Here is a 17,936-nt window from a genome sequence, read left to right as displayed (position 1 = left end):
TTTTATAACGAAAAATATGCAAGTGCTATTGCGCCTGGGCCTGCGTATGTACCAATTGTAGCGCCGACTACTGTGTACTGAAGTTGATCTTCATGGCCCTCGTAAATAGCCTTTGAATCTTCGACATATTTAGTAAGTACTTCCTGGGAGAAACCTGAATAAGCAAGGCACAATGGCTTGCTAAAATCTATCCCACCAGAATTAGTAACAAATTCTGTCAGCATATTGTGGCTCTTTTTTGAGCCTCTAGCCTTGCCGATAACCTTAACCAAGCCATCCTCGATTGTGATTACAGGCTTAATCATTAGCATATTTCCTGCAAAAGCTGCCGCTGAAGAAAGTCTTCCGCCAAGCTTCAAATACTCCAAAGTATCAAAGGCAGATATTACATGCACACTCTTCATTTCTTCCTGGATGATAGAAATAATTTCATCACAAGATTTTCCTTCGTCTCTAAGCATAACTGCTCTTTGCACTATGATGTACTCAGATATGCAGAATTGCTTTGTATCAACGATGTGTATGTTGTCTGAGTAATCCGCTGCTGCAAGCATGGCACTTTGATAGCATCCAGAAACTCCAGATGATAAGCAGAAATAAATAAGCTCATCCCCAGCTTCATCAGCCTTCTCAAACTCCTGCGCATAAACATAAGGTGAAATCTGGCTTGTCTTAGGCACTTCATCAGTTTCGATTAGTTTATGATAAAAATCCTCTGCGGAAAGTGTAACACCATCTAAATACTCTTCATCCCCAAATCTTACATTTATGGGTAATACTGTCACTCCCCATTCCTTAGCTACATCCTGCGAGATATCACTAGCGGAATCTGTGATTATTCTTATTGCCATTCTATTGTGTCCTTTCCTAATTACCTAAAAAATTAAATATATCTTAATTCAGTTATTTTAATTATTTGCAATTAGGAATGCAAGCCTTTTTTCTTATCACTTGTGTCTTATAACCTCAAATCGCTGAAGCTGAACTGGTTCGTCCATGCCGATACCGCCCTTTTGGCGGGCGATAGAAATTTGCTGTGCGACAGAGTCTACCCCATCCAAATCTGGAAGCAATAGGCCTCTACGATTTCCGTTGCTTACAATTACACCGTAGCGTTTCACATCTAGTTCATTTGGTGAAGATATAGGTTCTGGCTCACTTAGTACATCCACGTTGATTTCCAAATCAGGCAACTCCTCTGGGCTGATTGGATTAAAGCGCGTGTCTCTGGTGGAGGCGCTGATGGCATTTTGAATAATCTCTGCTGCCACGCACTCGGTGGTAGGAAGGATTGTTCCAATGCAGCCTCTCAGACGACCAGCCTTGTGGATGGATACAAATGCTCCGGCTTGCTTTGATACCAGCTCTTTAGGTAAATCATCTGGCATATCTAGCACCTTGCCCCGTAATATATAGCTTTCCAGGGATTTCTTGGCAAGCTTTACATATTCGTCAGCCGGCTCCTGTGAATCCCGTAAATGAGCGTTCAGCTTTGCCAGATAAGTATCTCTAAAACGACGATTCTCATCCTCTCCCGTCACATAAAAAGATGCAATTCCATAGCCAACACCTGTCACATCCTGATGAGAATATACATGGGCATCTACAGCCTTTCCGTCCAAAGCGCCAGCCATTATGACGAATGAACGATGACCACACTCTGCTGCTTTCTCGCAGAAATCCTCTTTAAATTCAAACATCTCCTCAAAAGCTGCACGGCCGGCCACGTCCATAATCCTCTGGTCATAGACAGGTCCCTCTTTGGCGAATCCATAAGGCCCATAGTCCTGAAGCTTGTGAGATAAATCACCGCTGGCAACGAAAACTACCTTGCGATTAACCTCATCCACAGCCTCCTGTATCATCTGACCTAAGCGATAGTGATCCAACAAACCAAGGCCGGAAAGCCCGATGCGCACAATCTGCCCCTTGGCATATTTCTTCCTTATAAACCAAAGAGGAACCATTGTGCCATGATCAAGCTCAGGGTCACGCTCACCTAGTGTGCCCGCTGGAAAGCTAGCGTCATAGGCAATTTCGTTGATTCTATCTACAAGCTCTGTGTCATATTCTTCCTGGAAAGATACCTCCGGTGCGTTGAATCTGGCGAATGAACCTTTCGCTCCCTTCCCTGGAGAAATATGGAAATAGTCCGAATACATAATGCTGTGGGGACTAGTGATGATGATTGTATCCGGTTCAAGCTTCGCTATTTCATCTGCCACCTTTTCATAGGCATCGATAGTCTCCTGAACCTGTGCCTCGCCACCGCGGCCTACAGCCGGCACAATCATCGGTGGATGTGGAACCATAAATGCTGCTAGAATTGCCATAGTATAACCCCTCCCTTAACAGTTTCCTGTGTAAACATATTTCAAATGTTGCTTCGCTATATCTTTTAAATGATAGATAGTCTCCACTGGCGTAGCGTCCCTATCTACCATATGAAATCTTGGGAAAAACCTGGAAATGTGCAGAGGTATTTCTGGATTTACTGAAGCTATCCAACCACTTAGCTTATCCATCTCCTCATCAGAGTCATTCTCCCCTGGAATAATCAGCGTGGTAAGCTCCACATGACAATGCTTCGCCGCCTCCTGGATAAAGTCCATTACCATCTGCCTGTTTCCCTTTAACACTTCCTCATAATAATGATCTGTAAAGCCCTTCAAATCGATATTCATGGCATCTACATAGGAGAACAACTCATTCACCGTAGCTACATCGGCCATTCCGTTTGATACTAAAACAGTTTTCAGGCCCTTTGCCGAAAGGAGCTTTGCTGTATCTAAAATGTATTCGTACGAGATCAAAGGCTCATTGTAAGTAAAAGCCACTCCAATATTTCCATTTGCACGCTGCTCATCAGCTATCTGGGCCAGCGTCTCAGGCAATACGAACCTTGCCTCTCTCTTACTATCATCCACTTCATCGCCCCATGAAATGTGATAGTTCTGGCAAAATGGGCATCGCAAATTGCAGCCATAGCTTCCCACAGATAGAATATAGCTGCCCGGATAAAATCGATTCAACGGCTTCTTCTCAATCGGGTCCATAGCAATCGCCGTGAGCATCCCATAATTCTCCGGCACGATTATGCCCTCCCTGCAGGTTCTCACCTGACAGAAACCATATTTACCTTCTGAAATGTTGCAATGCCTGTAGCATAGGTTACATACTGCCATAACTCCTCCCATTTCCAGTTTTTCTTAGAAAATAAGCGGTGCTACGCACCGCTCTGTAATCTATATTAGCTTTAAATATTTCTCATAATCTTCGGGATTTACTCCAAGGTTTTTCATTGCTTCTTCCGCTGTGATGCCCATATTAGACATCAAAGTTTTTATTGATTCTATTAACTGCTCATTACGACCTTGCTCTATCGCTTCATGCCTAATAAGCGCCTCTTCTTCCCATTTCTGCATATATTTAACACCCACTTCCTCGCTGGCCTTCACCCTTGCGACTCGTGCTTTTATTTTTTCAAGAATTGATGAGGCCATGATGTTATTTGTCTCTTCATCTTCATTATATTCAATGAATTTCATCAACGCAATAAATTCAGAAGAAACATCATATGTAAATATCACCAATCAAGCATTGATATATTTAAGGCCTTAAATATCCCATATTATATACATTATTACACTGGCTCACCTATAGACACGTCCCCGGAGATCCTCTCTCCCAAGTGATTGGCCCATCGCTCTGGATAAGCCGAGAAGTAAGATATCTTCTCCACTTCGCGTCTCTTTACGTAAACAGGTAGAAAGCTCCAAGCAATAGATGGCACTCCTACAGCAATCAAATACATCGGCCCAAATATCAGCGACTGGATGGTGTGTCCATACTCATGCACCATAAGCATTTTTAAAAAGTCCTCTTTGGTATACTCCTCTTTCTGATTTGGATAGAAACAAAATGGGTCATCCGAAACGAACAAAAACATCCCTAGGGACAGGCTAGATTTGCTCTTCCACTCTGTGACTATCGCCCCCTTGTAGGAATAATGCTTGCAGTCTCTGTTCAATAAAAAATATATTGCCCCTACTAATGTCTGTGGCAATCCCCATGTACATTGTAAAACTCTATATAGTATTTTCATTTATTCCCCTTTTTGAATCTGGCCCTCCTCATTGAAGTAAACCAGGTCACCTTCGTCAATATTTCTAGTATATAAATCTGTATCAGCTACTTCATAATACTGTCACCACACACACTTTGGGTAGCATTCCAAGCGTTCTTCGTTGGCATCTTACATCGTTTTGAGTAAAACTTGCTCAATAACATGCAATTCTATTTTATTATATGATTTCAATATGCCATTCAAAATCTACTAACTATGTAATAAATATTTGCTACTATCCTTTGATATTGGCTTTGGAGTAATAATATTGCCTTTACCATCCTTTATTAGCGTTCCATCACCTTTTATACCTTTATAAATATTTACAACATCAACTTTATATGAAATGTAGTCGTCTGCGTCTTTAAAGTTCTGTGATAATAAAACAAATCTAAATTCTTTTTCATGACTCCATTCTTCAAATTTAGTAAAGGCAGCCTCTATGTAGAATTTCACCTCGGAAAATGAAATCCTATTTAATTTAGATTTTTGTTTCGGTCTATAATTGCTATATGTGACGTTCCCAATGATAAATAATCCATCGGTAATGCTCGCTAATACAGCCTCCATGATATCTTTATGGCGATATTCAAAACAATATCCCTTATGGTCAGAACTATAATATGACCATAATAATATTTCTTCTGGCGAAGGGGCCACACAAAAGATTCTAAACAAATCACTTATATCCTGACTATTTGCAAATGAACAATTTACATCAAATGGATCATTAAATTTGTTGGGATTACTAAACGAAATAGTTCCGTCTACTAATCCATGTTTGTTACTAATTATGGATTCTTTAGAATAGTATTTATACCACTTTTTTTCATCGTTCTCTTCTATGTCTTCTCGCTTTAAAAGAATTCCATCTAAGAACTCCAAATACTGTTTATTTTCCATAAAAGCTTTCGGGCTACTTATAGCCTGTTCAAAATAAATATTATATTTTTCATCAAACACTGGCGAAAACTCTTCAATATGAATTCTATTATGCCCTTCATATTTTGCCACTGCTCTTTTTACATGAGTTTTTTGATAAAAATAAAATGCCTTTTTATTCTTATCTACTTTAATTGTCGGTTCTCTAAATAATGAAACTATTACTTTATTATCTTGTTTATAGAAACACTCCAAACAATTGCTCTTTGGAATATCCTGAACCAATTTAAAATCATCTTGTGTTTCTAGAAAAGCAATTTTCGCTATAGCAAAACGATAGCTTTCTATATCTTCCTTGTTTATATAATACATACCATCCTTCTCCCTATATATATATATTTATGCCAATTATATATTATCGTATATACGAATTCTATATAATCATATGCATTTAAAGAATTAAGTAACAAAATTTTCGCATTTATGTATTATCATAATTTATTATGTAAACTATAAGAAGGGAGCACGAGAAATAGCTTTGTCTATTTCCAGTTGAAATGGGTTTTCTAAATAATCTATTCAACCGAAAAGAAAAGGCCAGCATCACATTTTCACGTGAAGATCTACCTCAAGACTGCGTGGAAATTCTTAACTTAAATGAGACTCTAAATAAGTTACTCGAATCCGACCATTATATAGCTAAGAGCGAATATTTAGGCCTAATAGATACTTATAAGGATACCGTTGAGACTTTTAATATCCTAATCAAAAGCGGTATGCTTTCTTCTTACTGCGCACAAAACTCTTTTGACGAGACACTTGTCAAACAAACAGTAGACACATTTGAATCGTTAGAATCTACAATTGATAATTTCAATAATGCATACATAGCCAAGCATTTAATTAGCGAAAAAGAGTATCTTGATAACATTCTTCATGATGTAGACCCTGCCATTTCCTTAGATGAAGACCAAAGAAAAGTAATTCTTTCTGATGAAGATTATTCACTAGTTATTGCTGGTGCGGGTGCAGGTAAAACAACTACCGTCGCTGCTAAAGTAAAATATCTAGTGGAAAAACAAAATATTGATCCTAAAGATATTTTGGTAATATCCTTTACTAATAAAGCAGTAGGTGAACTTCGTGACAAAATTAATAAAGATTTAAAAATTGACTGTCCTATCACCACTTTCCACTCTACTGGAAATGCGATACTACACATCAATAGCCCAGAGCAACTTAATATCTTTGATGGATACCGTTTGTATTTTCTTATTATTGATTATTTTAAAAAATCTGTACTTACCAACGAGAGTCTAGTAAACAATATGATTCTATTCTTCTCGTCTTATTTTGATGCTCCGTATGAAGGATCTGATTTAAATGAGTTTTTCAATAAAATAGCAAAATCTAATTTTTCTACTATGCGAAGCGACCTGGAAGATTTCAAACGTGAAGTTCTGGATCAACGCACTAAAAAAATGGTCACAATCCAGAATGAGGTTGTACGTTCATATGAAGAAGTTGAAATTGCAAACTTTTTATATCTCAATAATATCAACTACGAATATGAGCCAAGATATCCATATAACATAATGTATGCACGCAAGCCATACACACCAGATTTCATAATCAAACAAGGTGATAAAGTCGCTTATATAGAACATTTTGGTATTACTGAAGAAGGAACAAATAACAGATTTTCAGAGGCTGAATTAGCTCGCTATAAGAGCTCCATTAATGACAAAATTCTTCTGCATAGAGAACATAATACAAAACTGATATACACTTTTTCATCATTCAAAGACCACCGTTCTATTACTGAGCATCTCCAAGAAAAGCTTGAGAAGGCTGGCTTTGTTCTGCAACGTAAAACTAATAAAGAATTGATGGAAAAACTTGTTTCCACCGAAGAAACTAGATATATTCGAAGACTTGTAAACTTGATATGCCGTTTTATCAATAATTTCAAAACAAATGGATATGGTGTTGAGGAATTTGACAGAATGTACCATTCTACAAAAAATGAGCGTTCTCGCCTTTTCTTAAACATCTGTCAGGATTGCTATCTAGAATATGAAAGATACCTCAAAGAGAATAATCTAGTCGATTTCGAAGATATGATTAACAATTCGGCCAGGATACTACGCGAAAAGAAGGAAATGAAACAACGCCTTCATTTTAAATATATTATTGTAGATGAATATCAAGATATATCTCGGCAACGATTCGATCTAACATCAGCCTTATCTGACATTTGTGATGCAAAAATCATTGCAGTTGGTGATGATTGGCAATCGATTTATGCTTTCAGTGGCTCAGATATAACACTATTTACAAAGTTTCAAGAAAAAATGGGCTATGCTAAATTACTGAAGATAGTTCGAACATATCGTAATGCCCAAGATATAATCGATATTGCAGGAAACTTTGTACAGAAAAACCCTAGCCAAATTACAAAATCACTTATTTCACCTAAAACTATTCAAGACCCTGTAATCATCTATACCTATGATTCTGCTGCGAAGATTCCTGGAGCTAATCGCCGAACAGGAGCTTTGTACGCTCAAGCACAGGCAGTTGAATATGCACTTGATCAAATTGTTGCTTATAACAAAGCTGAAGGTAAAGAAGATGTTGGTACTGTTCTACTCTTAGGTCGTTATACATTTGAAGGTGACCACTTAGAACGTACTGGTCTATTTGAGTTTAAGAACAGAGGAAATATCCTCAAGTCAGTTAAATATCCTAGAATTAAAATCACCTTTATGACAGTACATATGTCAAAAGGCTTAGGTTACGATAATGTCATAGTAGTTAATGGAAAAAACGAGACATATGGTTTTCCTTCAAAAATTCAGGATGACCCTGTTTTAAAATTTGTAATTAAAGGAGATAATTCTATAGATTATGCTGAAGAGCGTAGACTATTCTATGTAGCAATGACTCGAACCAAAAATCGAGTTTACTTTGTGGCGCCAGAACAAAATCCTTCTGAATTTTTGCTAGAAATAAAAAAAGATTATAAGAATGTGGTTCTTAAAGGCTCATGGAACGATAACCCTGTAGAAAATAAATTAGCAATAAAGCAGTGTCCTATTTGTGGCTATCCAATGCAATATAAATACAAAAATTCCTACGGTCTTCGTTTATTTATTTGTACGAATGAACCTGAAGTATGCGGTTTCATGACAAATGAATACCGAGCAGGAAAGCTCTCAATTTTAAAATGTGAATGTTGCAAAGACGGATATTTAATTGTTAAAGCAGCTCGTGGTGAGTACTTCTTAGCATGCACAAATTACAAAACTGATGGTACTGGCTGTAATAATACCATGAGCCCTCAGGAATACTCTACTCAAAAAGTATTTGAAGAAATCATCCCTGACAATTTTACAAATGAATATAAACAGAAAATTAAACAAACAACCGAGAAGGAAGAAAATATAACTCCTGATGTAGAAAGCTCATCATCTACTAACGTAAATACGAAATCAAAACAGGATGTTTCTGACTACACAAAAAAAATAGAACGATTAAACCAAGTTATGTACAAAGATTACCATGTAAATGAGCTTCTACATACTACTCTTAATTGTTTAATACATATAAGTGAAAACCATTATTTCAATACAGAAACCTTAGTTACTGTTTTAAACGGAGGAAATTCTGACAAAATAAAAAAGTATGAGCTTTATACCGTCCCAGAGTATAGAATGTTAGCTAGCATGTCTTACATAGAGATTATTAAGATAGTCAATTGGTCCTTAGAGAATCACTATATATTACAAACTAAAGAACATATTCCTAAGCTCCATCCTACATATGAATGCAATAATTATTTCGATGCTATTTCTGAGAAACAACTAAAAAATTTAAAAGAGCAATTAGAAAAGAAGTAATCGAACCTTGACCGGTGCGATTACTTCTTTTTTTATGGTTTTTCCCCATAAAAAAGCGGTGCCAAGCACCGCTCTATTGTGTGTTATTTTACCTCTACAAGCTCAATTGTAAAGTTAAGTTCTTTGCCAGCCATCTCGTGGTTTGCATCAAGAGTGATGTTTGTATCATCCTTTGCAACGACCTTTACTGGGAATGGTCTGCCATATGGATCCTGTAAGTATACCTGCTGGTCTACTTCTAAGTTTTCTGAACCTGGAAGCTGTGCAATTTCAATTGTGAAAACTGCTTCCTCGTCACGCTGGCCATAAGCTTCCTCTGGCATAAGGTGAATATCAACCTTTTCGCCAACTTCCATGTTTGCAACAGCCTTGTCGAAGCCCTTAATCATCATGCCTGCGCCACAAACGAACTCAAGTGGCTCGCCTCTGTCGTATGATGAATCGAACTGTGTACCATCGTTGAATGTACCTCTGTAGTGCGTACGGCATGTCTTGCCTACATTCTTGCCCTCGAACGCTGGCTCAGAATGGCATCCGCCACAACCAGAGTGGCCGCCACAGCTATGTCCTTCCTCGTGATCACCACATGTGTGACCCTCGCCATGGTGATTGCAATTTACACCAGAGTTGATAAGCTCACCCTTAAGGTATGCCTCAACTGCTGCATCTGTATCTCCTGAAGCACCAGCGCAAAGCTCGATTCCACACTCGCTAAGAGCTGCCTGTGCTCCGCCACCGATACCGCCACAGATAAGTACGTCGATAGAATTGTTGCTAAGAAGACCAGCCAAAGCACCGTGGCCCTGTCCGTCAGAACCGATAACCTCTGATGAAACAACCTTGCCATCTTCTACTTCGTAAATCTTAAACTGCTCAGTGTGTCCGAAGTGCTGGAACACCTGACCATTTTCATATGTAACTGCTATTCTCATTTTATACTCCTTTTAAAAACAAAGTCCTTGCTATTATAACTGCAAAAGGAGTATTAAGCAAATGACTACGCTTTAATGCTTTTCATTTACTTCCTTTTGAATCTGGCCCGCCTCGTCAAAATACACTAGGTCACCTTCGTTGATATTTCTAGCATATAAATCTGCATCAGGGACTTCGCGCTCAATTTGGTTGCCGGCCTCATCTTGTAATATCACAAGGACCTGCGGTACGTAACCTGCAGGTCGCTCTTCACATCCATAGTCTGCTTCTAGGATTTTCTTAATTTGGTAAGTCATATCTATTCTCTTTTGTTGAAAACTTAATCAATCTATAGTATTATTCAATATAAGAAAAGGCGCTACCGATAGACGGACAGCCCTTTGGTTAATTAATTACTTATAAGATAGGAAGTAATCGAACCTTGGCCGGGGCGATTACTTCTTTTTCTTATAATCATCTTTTAGCCGTATATCTACATTTTCTCTTCAAGCGTCTCAATCAACGTAATATCCGCTGGCAGCCAATCAACATCACCAAGCTGTTCCTTAGTCAACCACTTAGCTGCTTCATGTTCCTTAAGAACCAAATCTCCTTTTACAATTTCAGACCAGAAACAATCCATTGATAAGTGGAATGCTGGGTAGTCATACTCAATAGTGTCAATCAATTCACCAACACTTATCTCTGTGTCCAACTCCTCCATAATCTCACGCTTTAATGCTTGCTGTGGAGTTTCACCTTTTTCGATTTTTCCGCCAGGAAATTCCCAACCATCTTTGTATTCACCATATCCTCTTTGGGTAGCGAATATTATTGGCTGGCCATTCTCATTTTCAGCTTTTATGACTGCTGCAACCACACGTACTGTTTTCATATGAATTCCTTTTCGATACTAGAATAATCTTCTGCCCAACCAAATACAGATACATGCACCTACCACAGATACAATAAGACTTCCGAATTGCCCGCTGGCAGATAGCCCTAAAATATCAAATGCAAATCCTCCTACAAAACCACCTGCTATACCGAGGATGATATTCTTAATCCATCCAGACTTTTCTCCCATAATAAAGCTAGCGATAAAGCCTGCTAATGCTCCAAATAATAGTCCAAATATTAAACTCATAAATTATAACCTCCATATAGTATGCGATACTTATATTAAATCTCCATCAATCCAACACTTTTCAAATACTCATATGTTCCATCATAAAACTCAGGTAAACGAGTATTGTCTTCATAAAAGCCACTAGGTGTCATATTTGAATTACCTTTAGGCACACAGATTACCATTCCCGCTCTTGCACGAGTAAGTAAAACTCTATACGCATTAAGCATATATTTCATCTGCTCCTGTTCTTTCTCGCTTTTACCGGTCCTTTCTATCCATTTAGTGCTTCCATTAAAACGATAATATCTCCATTTACCATTATCATATCTCATATCTGCATCCCAAAGAAGGCATGTATAGTCTAGTTCTAATCCTTGAACCTGAATTTCAGTAGCCGCGTCTTCAAGATAATTTGACGATCTTGTATCATCTTTATCTTCCAAGAACCAATGAACGGCATTTTCATCTCCTGTCTCTAGGATATGAATAGCCAAAGGTTTAAAACGTGCCGCTTCCTTTGTAACTAAAACCCCAGTACGTTCTGTACCTCTAACTTTTTTATGTAACCATTCTCGTGCCTTATCCATGTCTCTTGTTAAAACAATTGGATAATTGTCTTTTATTTCCTCATATATATTTTTTGCATTAGGATTAAAAGTCAAAACGGAATGTACAAATGCAGATAGCTTTTCTGCTCTATATGAGCGAAGGGACACCTTTAAATGCAAATCATCTGAAAAAGTTACATTATTGTTTACTTCCAGTAATTCGTTTACCTTTCCCTCAGCATACTCAGGCTCAGTGAGCATTGGTGATATATATACCTTCCAGTGTGGAAAATGCTCATTAATAGCATTAATCCACTCTGAGATACCTGCCTCACCTGTATTAATTTCCTGTCCACCACCAACAAGACAAATAATAGTTGCCCAGTCTTCTCTTTGATCTAGAGACCATATTAAAAATGCTGCTTCCGAAACAGGGAAATTAGGCACTTTTAGTTTATTACCGTAAGTACCTCCTCTCTTTAAATATGCCGCCAAACGTTCATGTGTCCATGCTCGTTGTGCCTCATCAAAAATAGCCACATGCTCAACCTCACCAAAGCCTGATGTATCATTACGCTCAGCTTTTTCTGGGTCGATTTCCAGCTTTCCATTTTCAACAGGATTCTTTATTTTATGTAGCATATTGTCTCGGTATCTATGAATCATTTGGATCGATTTGCCAACTTCTCGTTTTGAATCTGTCTTAGTTTTCTTTTTATTTAGTACCTTACACTTTTCATAATTATCTCTAGCTAATGCTTCTGTAAGTACTGCTACTAGTGGACCATTTCCTGACAAATATACTGCGCCTTCATCATCAACTGGAGAATCACCACCTTGATATGTTTGTTTAACTGCAACATCTAAACCTACCAAAGTTTTTCCAGCTCCCGGTACTCCAGTAACAAAACAAATGCTTTTTTCACCCTTAGCTTTGCTCTTATGAATAACATCAAGAACATATGCTATCGTTCTGTCTGTATATACCTTATCAGCCTCATGTCTAGTTATATCTTCAACTGAATGATTTTCATAAAGAGATCTTGCAGCTTCTATTATTGTAGGTGTTGGAGCATATGGGCTATTAATCCATTTTTCATTTATGGCTTCTTCTTTTGGAAATGAGTTCAGTGCCATAGATATTAAACTATATAATCCTTCGGTTCCTGTCATTAAAGGATTCATCACTCGATCCGTATATCCAGATGGTTGTATAACGCTTGATGCTCCATTATGCTTGGTAGCAACAAGAATAGGTACTATCACCTTATTCTGACTGTACTTATGAAAATTATTTAAATCTAAAGCATAATCAAGAACTTGATCAACATCTGCTTCAAGAATATGCTTTTCGCCAACTTTAAACTCCAAGCAAAATATAATTCCCTTGAGCAAAAGGACCACATCTATTCTTTTTCCTAGACGTGGAATATCATATTCAAAAATGATCTGACTATTTGGCACTCTAAATTCAGATATAATATTTTTCATAATAGATATTTCATCAACCCAAGCATTTCTCGAAGTTGTTCCTATATCTCCATGATAATTCTGACAAATTGTGCCTAAAATAGACTCTTCTGTCTCATTCAAAAATTCTTCAAAAGAACCATTGTATAAACAACGACTACTTTTATTCATCGAACAATCCCCTCATTCTATTTCTTATCATAAATATTCTTTATTTCATCTTCCCACTATTAACAATATAAATACCCGCACTTACAAGCGCCAGCGCTACCAATGATTTCCATGAAATGTTTCCCCACTCTCTCAGGAAAATGGCTGATAGCAACGCTCCAAAGATTGGATTTGTAAATCCGTATACAGTAACGGTAGAAACTGGATTGTACTTCAGCAAAAGTCCCCACACTGAGTAGGCAACTGATGAAACCAGTGCTAGGTATACTATCAAAAGAATTCCCTGTCCTGATGATTGGTGAAGTCTGCCTCCGCCTGCCAGGCCAACTAAAATCATCACTATGCCGCCGATGATAAACTGGTATCCGCTAAGTGTTACCGGATTCTCATGCTGAGAATACTCCTTTATAAGCACCGAAGAAATTGCATAGGATACAGATGCAATAAGGATGAATCCCTCACCATTAAAAGCGATGCCAGTTCCGATGCTACCGCTACTCAAACTTACAAGGATTACTCCGATTGCTCCAAGAATGCATCCTGTCAATTTGCTGACTGTCATGTGCTCCTGCTTTTTCACCAAGCATGCAAGCAGGATTGCAAAAAATGTGCTCATTCCATTAATGATTGATGCGTTGACTCCTGAAGCATGTGCCAGGCCTATATAAAAGAAAAAGTACTGCAGTATAGTTTGGAAAATGCTAAGAGTGCATATCATTTTCCATGAGCTTGCCTTTGGTACTAATACCTTCTTCTGTGAAATGCTTCCAAAGATTACCGCCAACACTCCTGCAAGCGAAAATCTAATTCCTGCAAATAAAATCTGCGACATTGAATCTGCTGCATCCACTCCGAAAATACGATATCCGATTTTGATGCTAGGGAATGCGCTGCCCCACAGCAAGCAACAGACTATAGCTAAAGCACAAACTACATATTTATTACTAAGTGATACTTTATTTTTCTTGATTGATTCCAATTAACAATTTCTCTCTTTAATCATTTTTCTTTTTCAAATACTCTTCCCACGTTAAAAAGATGACTGCACAAAAAGTGCAGCCTTATTCTTATAATTCTGTATATTTCTTATTGCTTCCCCTAGACTTCTCCACAGGATACTTTGCCTCGTTCTTATCCATCTTCTCATTTACGATTTCATCCTCGTCAAGGCCAAGCTTATCGAGCATGTTTCTGCAATACACGATTACATCTGCAAGCTCTTCCTTCACATGGTTGATGTCGTAATCATCGTCGCTCCACTGGAAGCACTCAAGCAATTCATTTGCCTCGATGGAAATAGACTTTGCCAAGTTTGCTGGTGTATGGAACTGGTCCCAATCACGATCTATTGTCATTTTTCTTATACGATCTATAGTTTCCTGTGTCATAACATATCCCTTTTCTTGTGTTTTCTAACAATGCTAGTATAGCACAGCAGTACTTTTATGGCACTTTATTTTCTTATCCATCCCTACAAAAAAGGAGCCTCCAACGGAGACTCCCTAAATCATATCTTTTATGAAGCTGCCTGCTCAGAATCCTCATCCTCAGCATCAGCAACCTGGTTCTTTGATGCAATAACCTCAACAACTACCTGGTCAGCGTTTGTGGTTACATCAACTTTCTTGTTCTTTGAAATAGCAAGATCTGCAACAGTTACTGTATCACCAAGTCTCAGTGAGCTGCAGTCTATTTCAATCTTCTCAACTACATCTTCGGCCTTTGCTTTGTAAGCTACCTCTGATACTAGCTGCTCTAAAACACCTTCTGTAACAGCTTCCTTGTTTTCAAGAACAACTTCTGCTGTTGCGTGGATAACCTCGCCCTTAACAAGCTCCTGGAAATCCATCTCTACAATCTGATGCTTAGCTGCATCATAGTGTAGTTCCTTAAGTAACACATTGTACTTCTTTCCTTCCAAATCCAAAGTCATCTGAGTGTGTCCGCTCTTTCTAAGAGCCTCAGCCTCTTTAACCTCGAACTGGAGTGGGATTGATTGTTCGATATCCTTACCGAACAGGTTACCTGTAACGTAGCCTTCTCTTCTCAACCTCTTTGCCTTCTTTTCCATGTCACGTCTTTGTACTCTGTAAGTATCCATTTGTCTCTTCCTCCTAAAATACAAATATTTGAGCAGGGAAATTTGCGGAATGTCGATATTCAATTGGCGTTTCGTTTGTTTCTCGTGTTCGACTCTGTTATAGTCCTCTTTTATTTAATAGTCAAGTGTTACTTGTTACTTCTCCTTTTACATCCTTTAAATAGCATCTTATTTGACGCACGTCAAATAAGATGCTATTTTTATCCATCCTTTATTAAATTTAGTCGTACTCTTCCTCCAAATGTCTAAACTCTGTGCCAAATACACTTTCGTAAACCAATATGGTTACCGCATCGCCCTCTTCGTATTGGCTGTATGTATTTGACCAGACCTTATACTCTTCGTATAGTCCATCATCATCTATAACTTGAAATATGTAGGTGGTGCCTCCTCTTCGACTACTATAACTGTGTTTGCTACGTAATTCTGCAGTAATTACTGTTGGCTCTCTGCAAAGCATAATAGAACCACAGTACACAATCTGCCCTGAAAGCATCAATATCACAAACAAAATTAAAAGCTGCCTTACCATATTTGTCCTGATTGGCATCGTATTTCTTCCATAAAAAACATTTTTTATGATTGACATTACTAGCCAAAAAGCAAACGTAAAAACTAAAATAGCTACATTCATATAGCCCAATTCGTATATATGATAATTATTACAAGCGTAACGAGCACGCATATACAATAATACGATTCCAATTATCGGTGTAGCCAAAAAGAAATCTGGATTGAACCAAAACTTTCTTTTGCAATTGACTTTGTCCGGAAACTCGTCGTTCCATTGAAACAACATAGCATCTTGCCAGAAAATGATTCTCGCAGCCACCCATATAAAGGCCACCATACACACTTTCCACAATAGATTTGTAGGAACAATCTCCCCACCTTGAATAAAAAAGAAATATATCAAAGCTGCTATATTAAACAAATAGCGTGAAATCATAACATAGTATCTAGCAATCAATGAAGGTGGTTTAAAATACATTTTTTCTCGTTTTTCCTGCTTTTCCTCCTTCTTTGAAGCACTCTTATTCACCGGTCTCTTGTTACATCTTTTTTGCAAATACTCAATTAGTTCATGTTTATTGGACGTTAAATCTGCAGTTGAGCACGACCAGCACTCTCCTTGATAATAGATTTCAAGGGCTTTCGCATTTTTTACCTTGCTATCTTTCTTTAAAGAAAAATACTCTATCAAATTAGAATCACCATCAGCTGTTTTTGTAAATATTTGCTTAATAGTGATGTAACTTCCTTCTATGATTATCCGGTCATATAAAGCAGAAGCAGCTCCATATGTAAACAATAATATAACTCCTAAAAATATTAAAAAACCGATTATATGCCATATATTGTCAGTAATGCAGTATACACGTCTTTCTTCCGAGGACAGCACATCTACTATACAAATTGCCGCAAAAGCATAAACTGCTAAAGAAAAAAATATATAAGTAAATCTATATTTCCAATTATATTTGATTTCTATTTTATCATCCGTCAAATTCATCTATTCCTACAAGCAAACCTTTCTAGCAAAATCCAGCCCCTCAGCATCTTCCTGGGCAATTATAAGCGGTCTGCTACCCTTTATATCTAGCAGATAATCTATGGTCTTCTGCTTGGTATCAGCATCCATTCCCTCAAATGGAGAATCCAGCACTATAAAATCTGCTGGCGTGAACAAAGCCTTTACCAGCTCCACCAACCTACGCTCTGGAACAGATAGTTCCGACACTGGGATGCACTGTCTGTCAGGCTCTATAAAGCGGGTCAGCTCCTCTATGGCTCTTCCTTTGCTGGCCCATCTGTGAGCCTTTTTTACATTCCAGATGGCATCCTTCTTCAGATTCAGCTGGCCATCCTGGGAAACATATGCACTTTGCAATGTAGGATACTTGTAATCTCCCATCCTACACACTTTTCCCTCATCCGGTTTCTCCATCCCCATAAAGATTTTGAGAGCTGTAGTCTTGCCTGACCCCTTAGGCCCAACAAATGCATAGCATCTGCCATCTTCTATTTCCACATTAAGATTCTCCAGAACCTTGTTACCATCATATGATTTGCTAATGTTTTCTAATATGATTGTCATATTATTCCCCCGTAACTTTTCCTTCTACTTAGGATTATCAATTTTATCTGGCACAATCCAGTAATCACAGATAGCGCCCCCTTACTAAAACAATAAACACATCCCTGCTAAAAGTGCAGAAACAGGAATAATACATATCACATGAAGTAAATGCGTCTTCCAGTTATAACCAAATAAATGCTTGTTTAATACAGGTTTTGTTTCCGGATAAAAATGTGGGAAAAAATTGAGTCCTGCATTGCATAGCAAGAACCAATCGAAGAAACCAATGTCAAAAGCTTTTAAACCCAAAAACATTAACATAAATCTAAGAAACTGTTGTAAAAATCTAGATTCATTTTTTACACCGTAATAACCCTCAATAATAACAGCAGCAATCATAAGCACTACTGCTAGCGAAATAATAATCCATCCTAAAATATGCTGTCCTGCAAATCGTTGTGACTTCGTTTCAGGAACAACATCTAACACCTCCTTGGGTGCTGATGAGAAAAAACGTTTATCCTGAACAAATCCTACTCCGCCTAATAACATTAGAAAAAGTCCTAACATCATAATTACACTTAAAGCAATTGTAACAGACATACTACCCTC

At 37.9% G+C, this 17,936-nt stretch carries 18 protein-coding genes; 1 reads left to right on the top strand and 17 read right to left on the bottom strand.

Annotation, left to right across the window (positions count from 1 at the left end; genetic code table 11):
* Nucleotides 1-2: 2 nt before the first annotated feature.
* From T375_RS00860 to T375_RS00835, 6 genes are all read right to left on the bottom strand, one after another.
* The gene (locus T375_RS00860; RefSeq protein WP_044933862.1) at nucleotides 3-851 is read right to left on the bottom strand and encodes a DegV family protein; all 849 of its coding nucleotides are present in this window, start codon (nucleotides 849-851) and stop codon (nucleotides 3-5) included.
* 96 nt (nucleotides 852-947) lie between these two features.
* Nucleotides 948-2,333: an AmmeMemoRadiSam system protein A gene (gene amrA, locus T375_RS00855; protein WP_044933860.1), complete on the bottom strand. Its 1,386-nt coding sequence runs from the start codon at nucleotides 2,331-2,333 to the stop codon at nucleotides 948-950.
* A 15-nt stretch (nucleotides 2,334-2,348) separates the two neighbouring features.
* Nucleotides 2,349-3,185 (bottom strand): AmmeMemoRadiSam system radical SAM enzyme, encoded by an 837-nt coding sequence (amrS, locus tag T375_RS00850; RefSeq protein WP_081821922.1) that lies wholly within the window; start codon nucleotides 3,183-3,185, stop codon nucleotides 2,349-2,351.
* A gap of 60 nt (nucleotides 3,186-3,245) precedes the next feature.
* Nucleotides 3,246-3,548 carry a hypothetical protein gene (locus tag T375_RS00845; RefSeq protein WP_155952388.1) on the bottom strand — a complete coding sequence of 101 codons (303 nt, stop codon included), beginning with the start codon at nucleotides 3,546-3,548 and terminating at the stop codon, nucleotides 3,246-3,248.
* A 95-nt stretch (nucleotides 3,549-3,643) separates the two neighbouring features.
* On the bottom strand, nucleotides 3,644-4,105 hold the full coding sequence (locus tag T375_RS00840) for a hypothetical protein (protein ID WP_044933854.1): 462 nt from the start codon (nucleotides 4,103-4,105) through the stop codon (nucleotides 3,644-3,646).
* Nucleotides 4,106-4,336: 231 nt separating this feature from the next.
* Complete coding sequence (locus T375_RS00835) at nucleotides 4,337-5,380, bottom strand: DUF2971 domain-containing protein (protein ID WP_044933852.1); 1,044 nt, start codon at nucleotides 5,378-5,380, stop codon at nucleotides 4,337-4,339.
* Between the two features lie 185 nt (nucleotides 5,381-5,565).
* Here T375_RS00835 and T375_RS00830 point away from each other — a divergent pair, with 185 nt between their 5' ends.
* Complete coding sequence (locus tag T375_RS00830; RefSeq protein WP_044933851.1) at nucleotides 5,566-8,910, top strand: UvrD-helicase domain-containing protein; 3,345 nt, start codon at nucleotides 5,566-5,568, stop codon at nucleotides 8,908-8,910.
* Between the two features lie 83 nt (nucleotides 8,911-8,993).
* Here T375_RS00830 and T375_RS00825 read toward each other — a convergent pair whose 3' ends face one another.
* The 11 genes from T375_RS00825 to T375_RS00775 form a co-directional block, all read right to left on the bottom strand.
* Nucleotides 8,994-9,842: an FKBP-type peptidyl-prolyl cis-trans isomerase gene (locus tag T375_RS00825; RefSeq protein ID WP_044933849.1), complete on the bottom strand. Its 849-nt coding sequence runs from the start codon at nucleotides 9,840-9,842 to the stop codon at nucleotides 8,994-8,996.
* A 72-nt stretch (nucleotides 9,843-9,914) separates the two neighbouring features.
* Complete coding sequence (locus T375_RS00820) at nucleotides 9,915-10,139, bottom strand: hypothetical protein (RefSeq protein ID WP_044933847.1); 225 nt, start codon at nucleotides 10,137-10,139, stop codon at nucleotides 9,915-9,917.
* A gap of 176 nt (nucleotides 10,140-10,315) precedes the next feature.
* Nucleotides 10,316-10,717 (bottom strand): (deoxy)nucleoside triphosphate pyrophosphohydrolase, encoded by a 402-nt coding sequence (locus T375_RS00815; protein WP_044933845.1) that lies wholly within the window; start codon nucleotides 10,715-10,717, stop codon nucleotides 10,316-10,318.
* An 18-nt stretch (nucleotides 10,718-10,735) separates the two neighbouring features.
* The gene (locus T375_RS00810; RefSeq protein WP_044933843.1) at nucleotides 10,736-10,969 is read right to left on the bottom strand and encodes a GlsB/YeaQ/YmgE family stress response membrane protein; all 234 of its coding nucleotides are present in this window, start codon (nucleotides 10,967-10,969) and stop codon (nucleotides 10,736-10,738) included.
* A gap of 35 nt (nucleotides 10,970-11,004) precedes the next feature.
* On the bottom strand, nucleotides 11,005-13,143 hold the full coding sequence (locus T375_RS00805) for a DNA/RNA helicase domain-containing protein (RefSeq protein ID WP_044933840.1): 2,139 nt from the start codon (nucleotides 13,141-13,143) through the stop codon (nucleotides 11,005-11,007).
* A gap of 40 nt (nucleotides 13,144-13,183) precedes the next feature.
* Nucleotides 13,184-14,122 (bottom strand): DMT family transporter, encoded by a 939-nt coding sequence (locus T375_RS00800; protein ID WP_242839249.1) that lies wholly within the window; start codon nucleotides 14,120-14,122, stop codon nucleotides 13,184-13,186.
* Nucleotides 14,123-14,210: 88 nt separating this feature from the next.
* Nucleotides 14,211-14,531, bottom strand: coding sequence for a nucleotide pyrophosphohydrolase (locus tag T375_RS00795; RefSeq protein WP_044933838.1), 321 nt, complete (start codon nucleotides 14,529-14,531; stop codon nucleotides 14,211-14,213).
* A 128-nt stretch (nucleotides 14,532-14,659) separates the two neighbouring features.
* On the bottom strand, nucleotides 14,660-15,244 hold the full coding sequence (locus T375_RS00790) for a 50S ribosomal protein L25 (protein WP_044933835.1): 585 nt from the start codon (nucleotides 15,242-15,244) through the stop codon (nucleotides 14,660-14,662).
* A 220-nt stretch (nucleotides 15,245-15,464) separates the two neighbouring features.
* Entirely contained in the window at nucleotides 15,465-16,757 is a 1,293-nt protein-coding gene (locus T375_RS00785) for a hypothetical protein (protein WP_044933833.1), read from the bottom strand.
* A 6-nt stretch (nucleotides 16,758-16,763) separates the two neighbouring features.
* Nucleotides 16,764-17,342 carry an ATP-binding cassette domain-containing protein gene (locus T375_RS00780; RefSeq protein WP_033153850.1) on the bottom strand — a complete coding sequence of 193 codons (579 nt, stop codon included), beginning with the start codon at nucleotides 17,340-17,342 and terminating at the stop codon, nucleotides 16,764-16,766.
* An 84-nt stretch (nucleotides 17,343-17,426) separates the two neighbouring features.
* Nucleotides 17,427-17,927 carry a hypothetical protein gene (locus T375_RS00775; protein ID WP_044933831.1) on the bottom strand — a complete coding sequence of 167 codons (501 nt, stop codon included), beginning with the start codon at nucleotides 17,925-17,927 and terminating at the stop codon, nucleotides 17,427-17,429.
* Nucleotides 17,928-17,936: the final 9 nt, after the last annotated feature.

This window comes from Pseudobutyrivibrio sp. LB2011, from assembly GCF_000701765.1.
Classification (GTDB): domain Bacteria; phylum Bacillota; class Clostridia; order Lachnospirales; family Lachnospiraceae; genus Pseudobutyrivibrio; species Pseudobutyrivibrio ruminis.
This window is presented reverse-complemented; position numbering and strand designations above follow the sequence as displayed.

Coding starts and splice junctions, on each gene's coding strand:
- T375_RS00860 (WP_044933862.1), bottom strand. CDS start 851: ATGGCAATAAGAATAATCACAGATTCCGCTAGTGATATCTCGCAGGAT.
- amrA (WP_044933860.1), bottom strand. CDS start 2,333: ATGGCAATTCTAGCAGCATTTATGGTTCCACATCCACCGATGATTGTG.
- amrS (WP_081821922.1), bottom strand. CDS start 3,185: ATGGCAGTATGTAACCTATGCTACAGGCATTGCAACATTTCAGAAGGT.
- T375_RS00845 (WP_155952388.1), bottom strand. CDS start 3,548: ATGAAATTCATTGAATATAATGAAGATGAAGAGACAAATAACATCATG.
- T375_RS00840 (WP_044933854.1), bottom strand. CDS start 4,105: ATGAAAATACTATATAGAGTTTTACAATGTACATGGGGATTGCCACAG.
- T375_RS00835 (WP_044933852.1), bottom strand. CDS start 5,380: ATGTATTATATAAACAAGGAAGATATAGAAAGCTATCGTTTTGCTATA.
- T375_RS00830 (WP_044933851.1), top strand. CDS start 5,566: ATGGGTTTTCTAAATAATCTATTCAACCGAAAAGAAAAGGCCAGCATC.
- T375_RS00825 (WP_044933849.1), bottom strand. CDS start 9,842: ATGAGAATAGCAGTTACATATGAAAATGGTCAGGTGTTCCAGCACTTC.
- T375_RS00820 (WP_044933847.1), bottom strand. CDS start 10,139: ATGACTTACCAAATTAAGAAAATCCTAGAAGCAGACTATGGATGTGAA.
- T375_RS00815 (WP_044933845.1), bottom strand. CDS start 10,717: ATGAAAACAGTACGTGTGGTTGCAGCAGTCATAAAAGCTGAAAATGAG.
- T375_RS00810 (WP_044933843.1), bottom strand. CDS start 10,969: ATGAGTTTAATATTTGGACTATTATTTGGAGCATTAGCAGGCTTTATC.
- T375_RS00805 (WP_044933840.1), bottom strand. CDS start 13,143: ATGAATAAAAGTAGTCGTTGTTTATACAATGGTTCTTTTGAAGAATTT.
- T375_RS00795 (WP_044933838.1), bottom strand. CDS start 14,531: ATGACACAGGAAACTATAGATCGTATAAGAAAAATGACAATAGATCGT.
- T375_RS00790 (WP_044933835.1), bottom strand. CDS start 15,244: ATGGATACTTACAGAGTACAAAGACGTGACATGGAAAAGAAGGCAAAG.
- T375_RS00785 (WP_044933833.1), bottom strand. CDS start 16,757: ATGAATTTGACGGATGATAAAATAGAAATCAAATATAATTGGAAATAT.
- T375_RS00780 (WP_033153850.1), bottom strand. CDS start 17,342: ATGACAATCATATTAGAAAACATTAGCAAATCATATGATGGTAACAAG.
- T375_RS00775 (WP_044933831.1), bottom strand. CDS start 17,927: ATGTCTGTTACAATTGCTTTAAGTGTAATTATGATGTTAGGACTTTTT.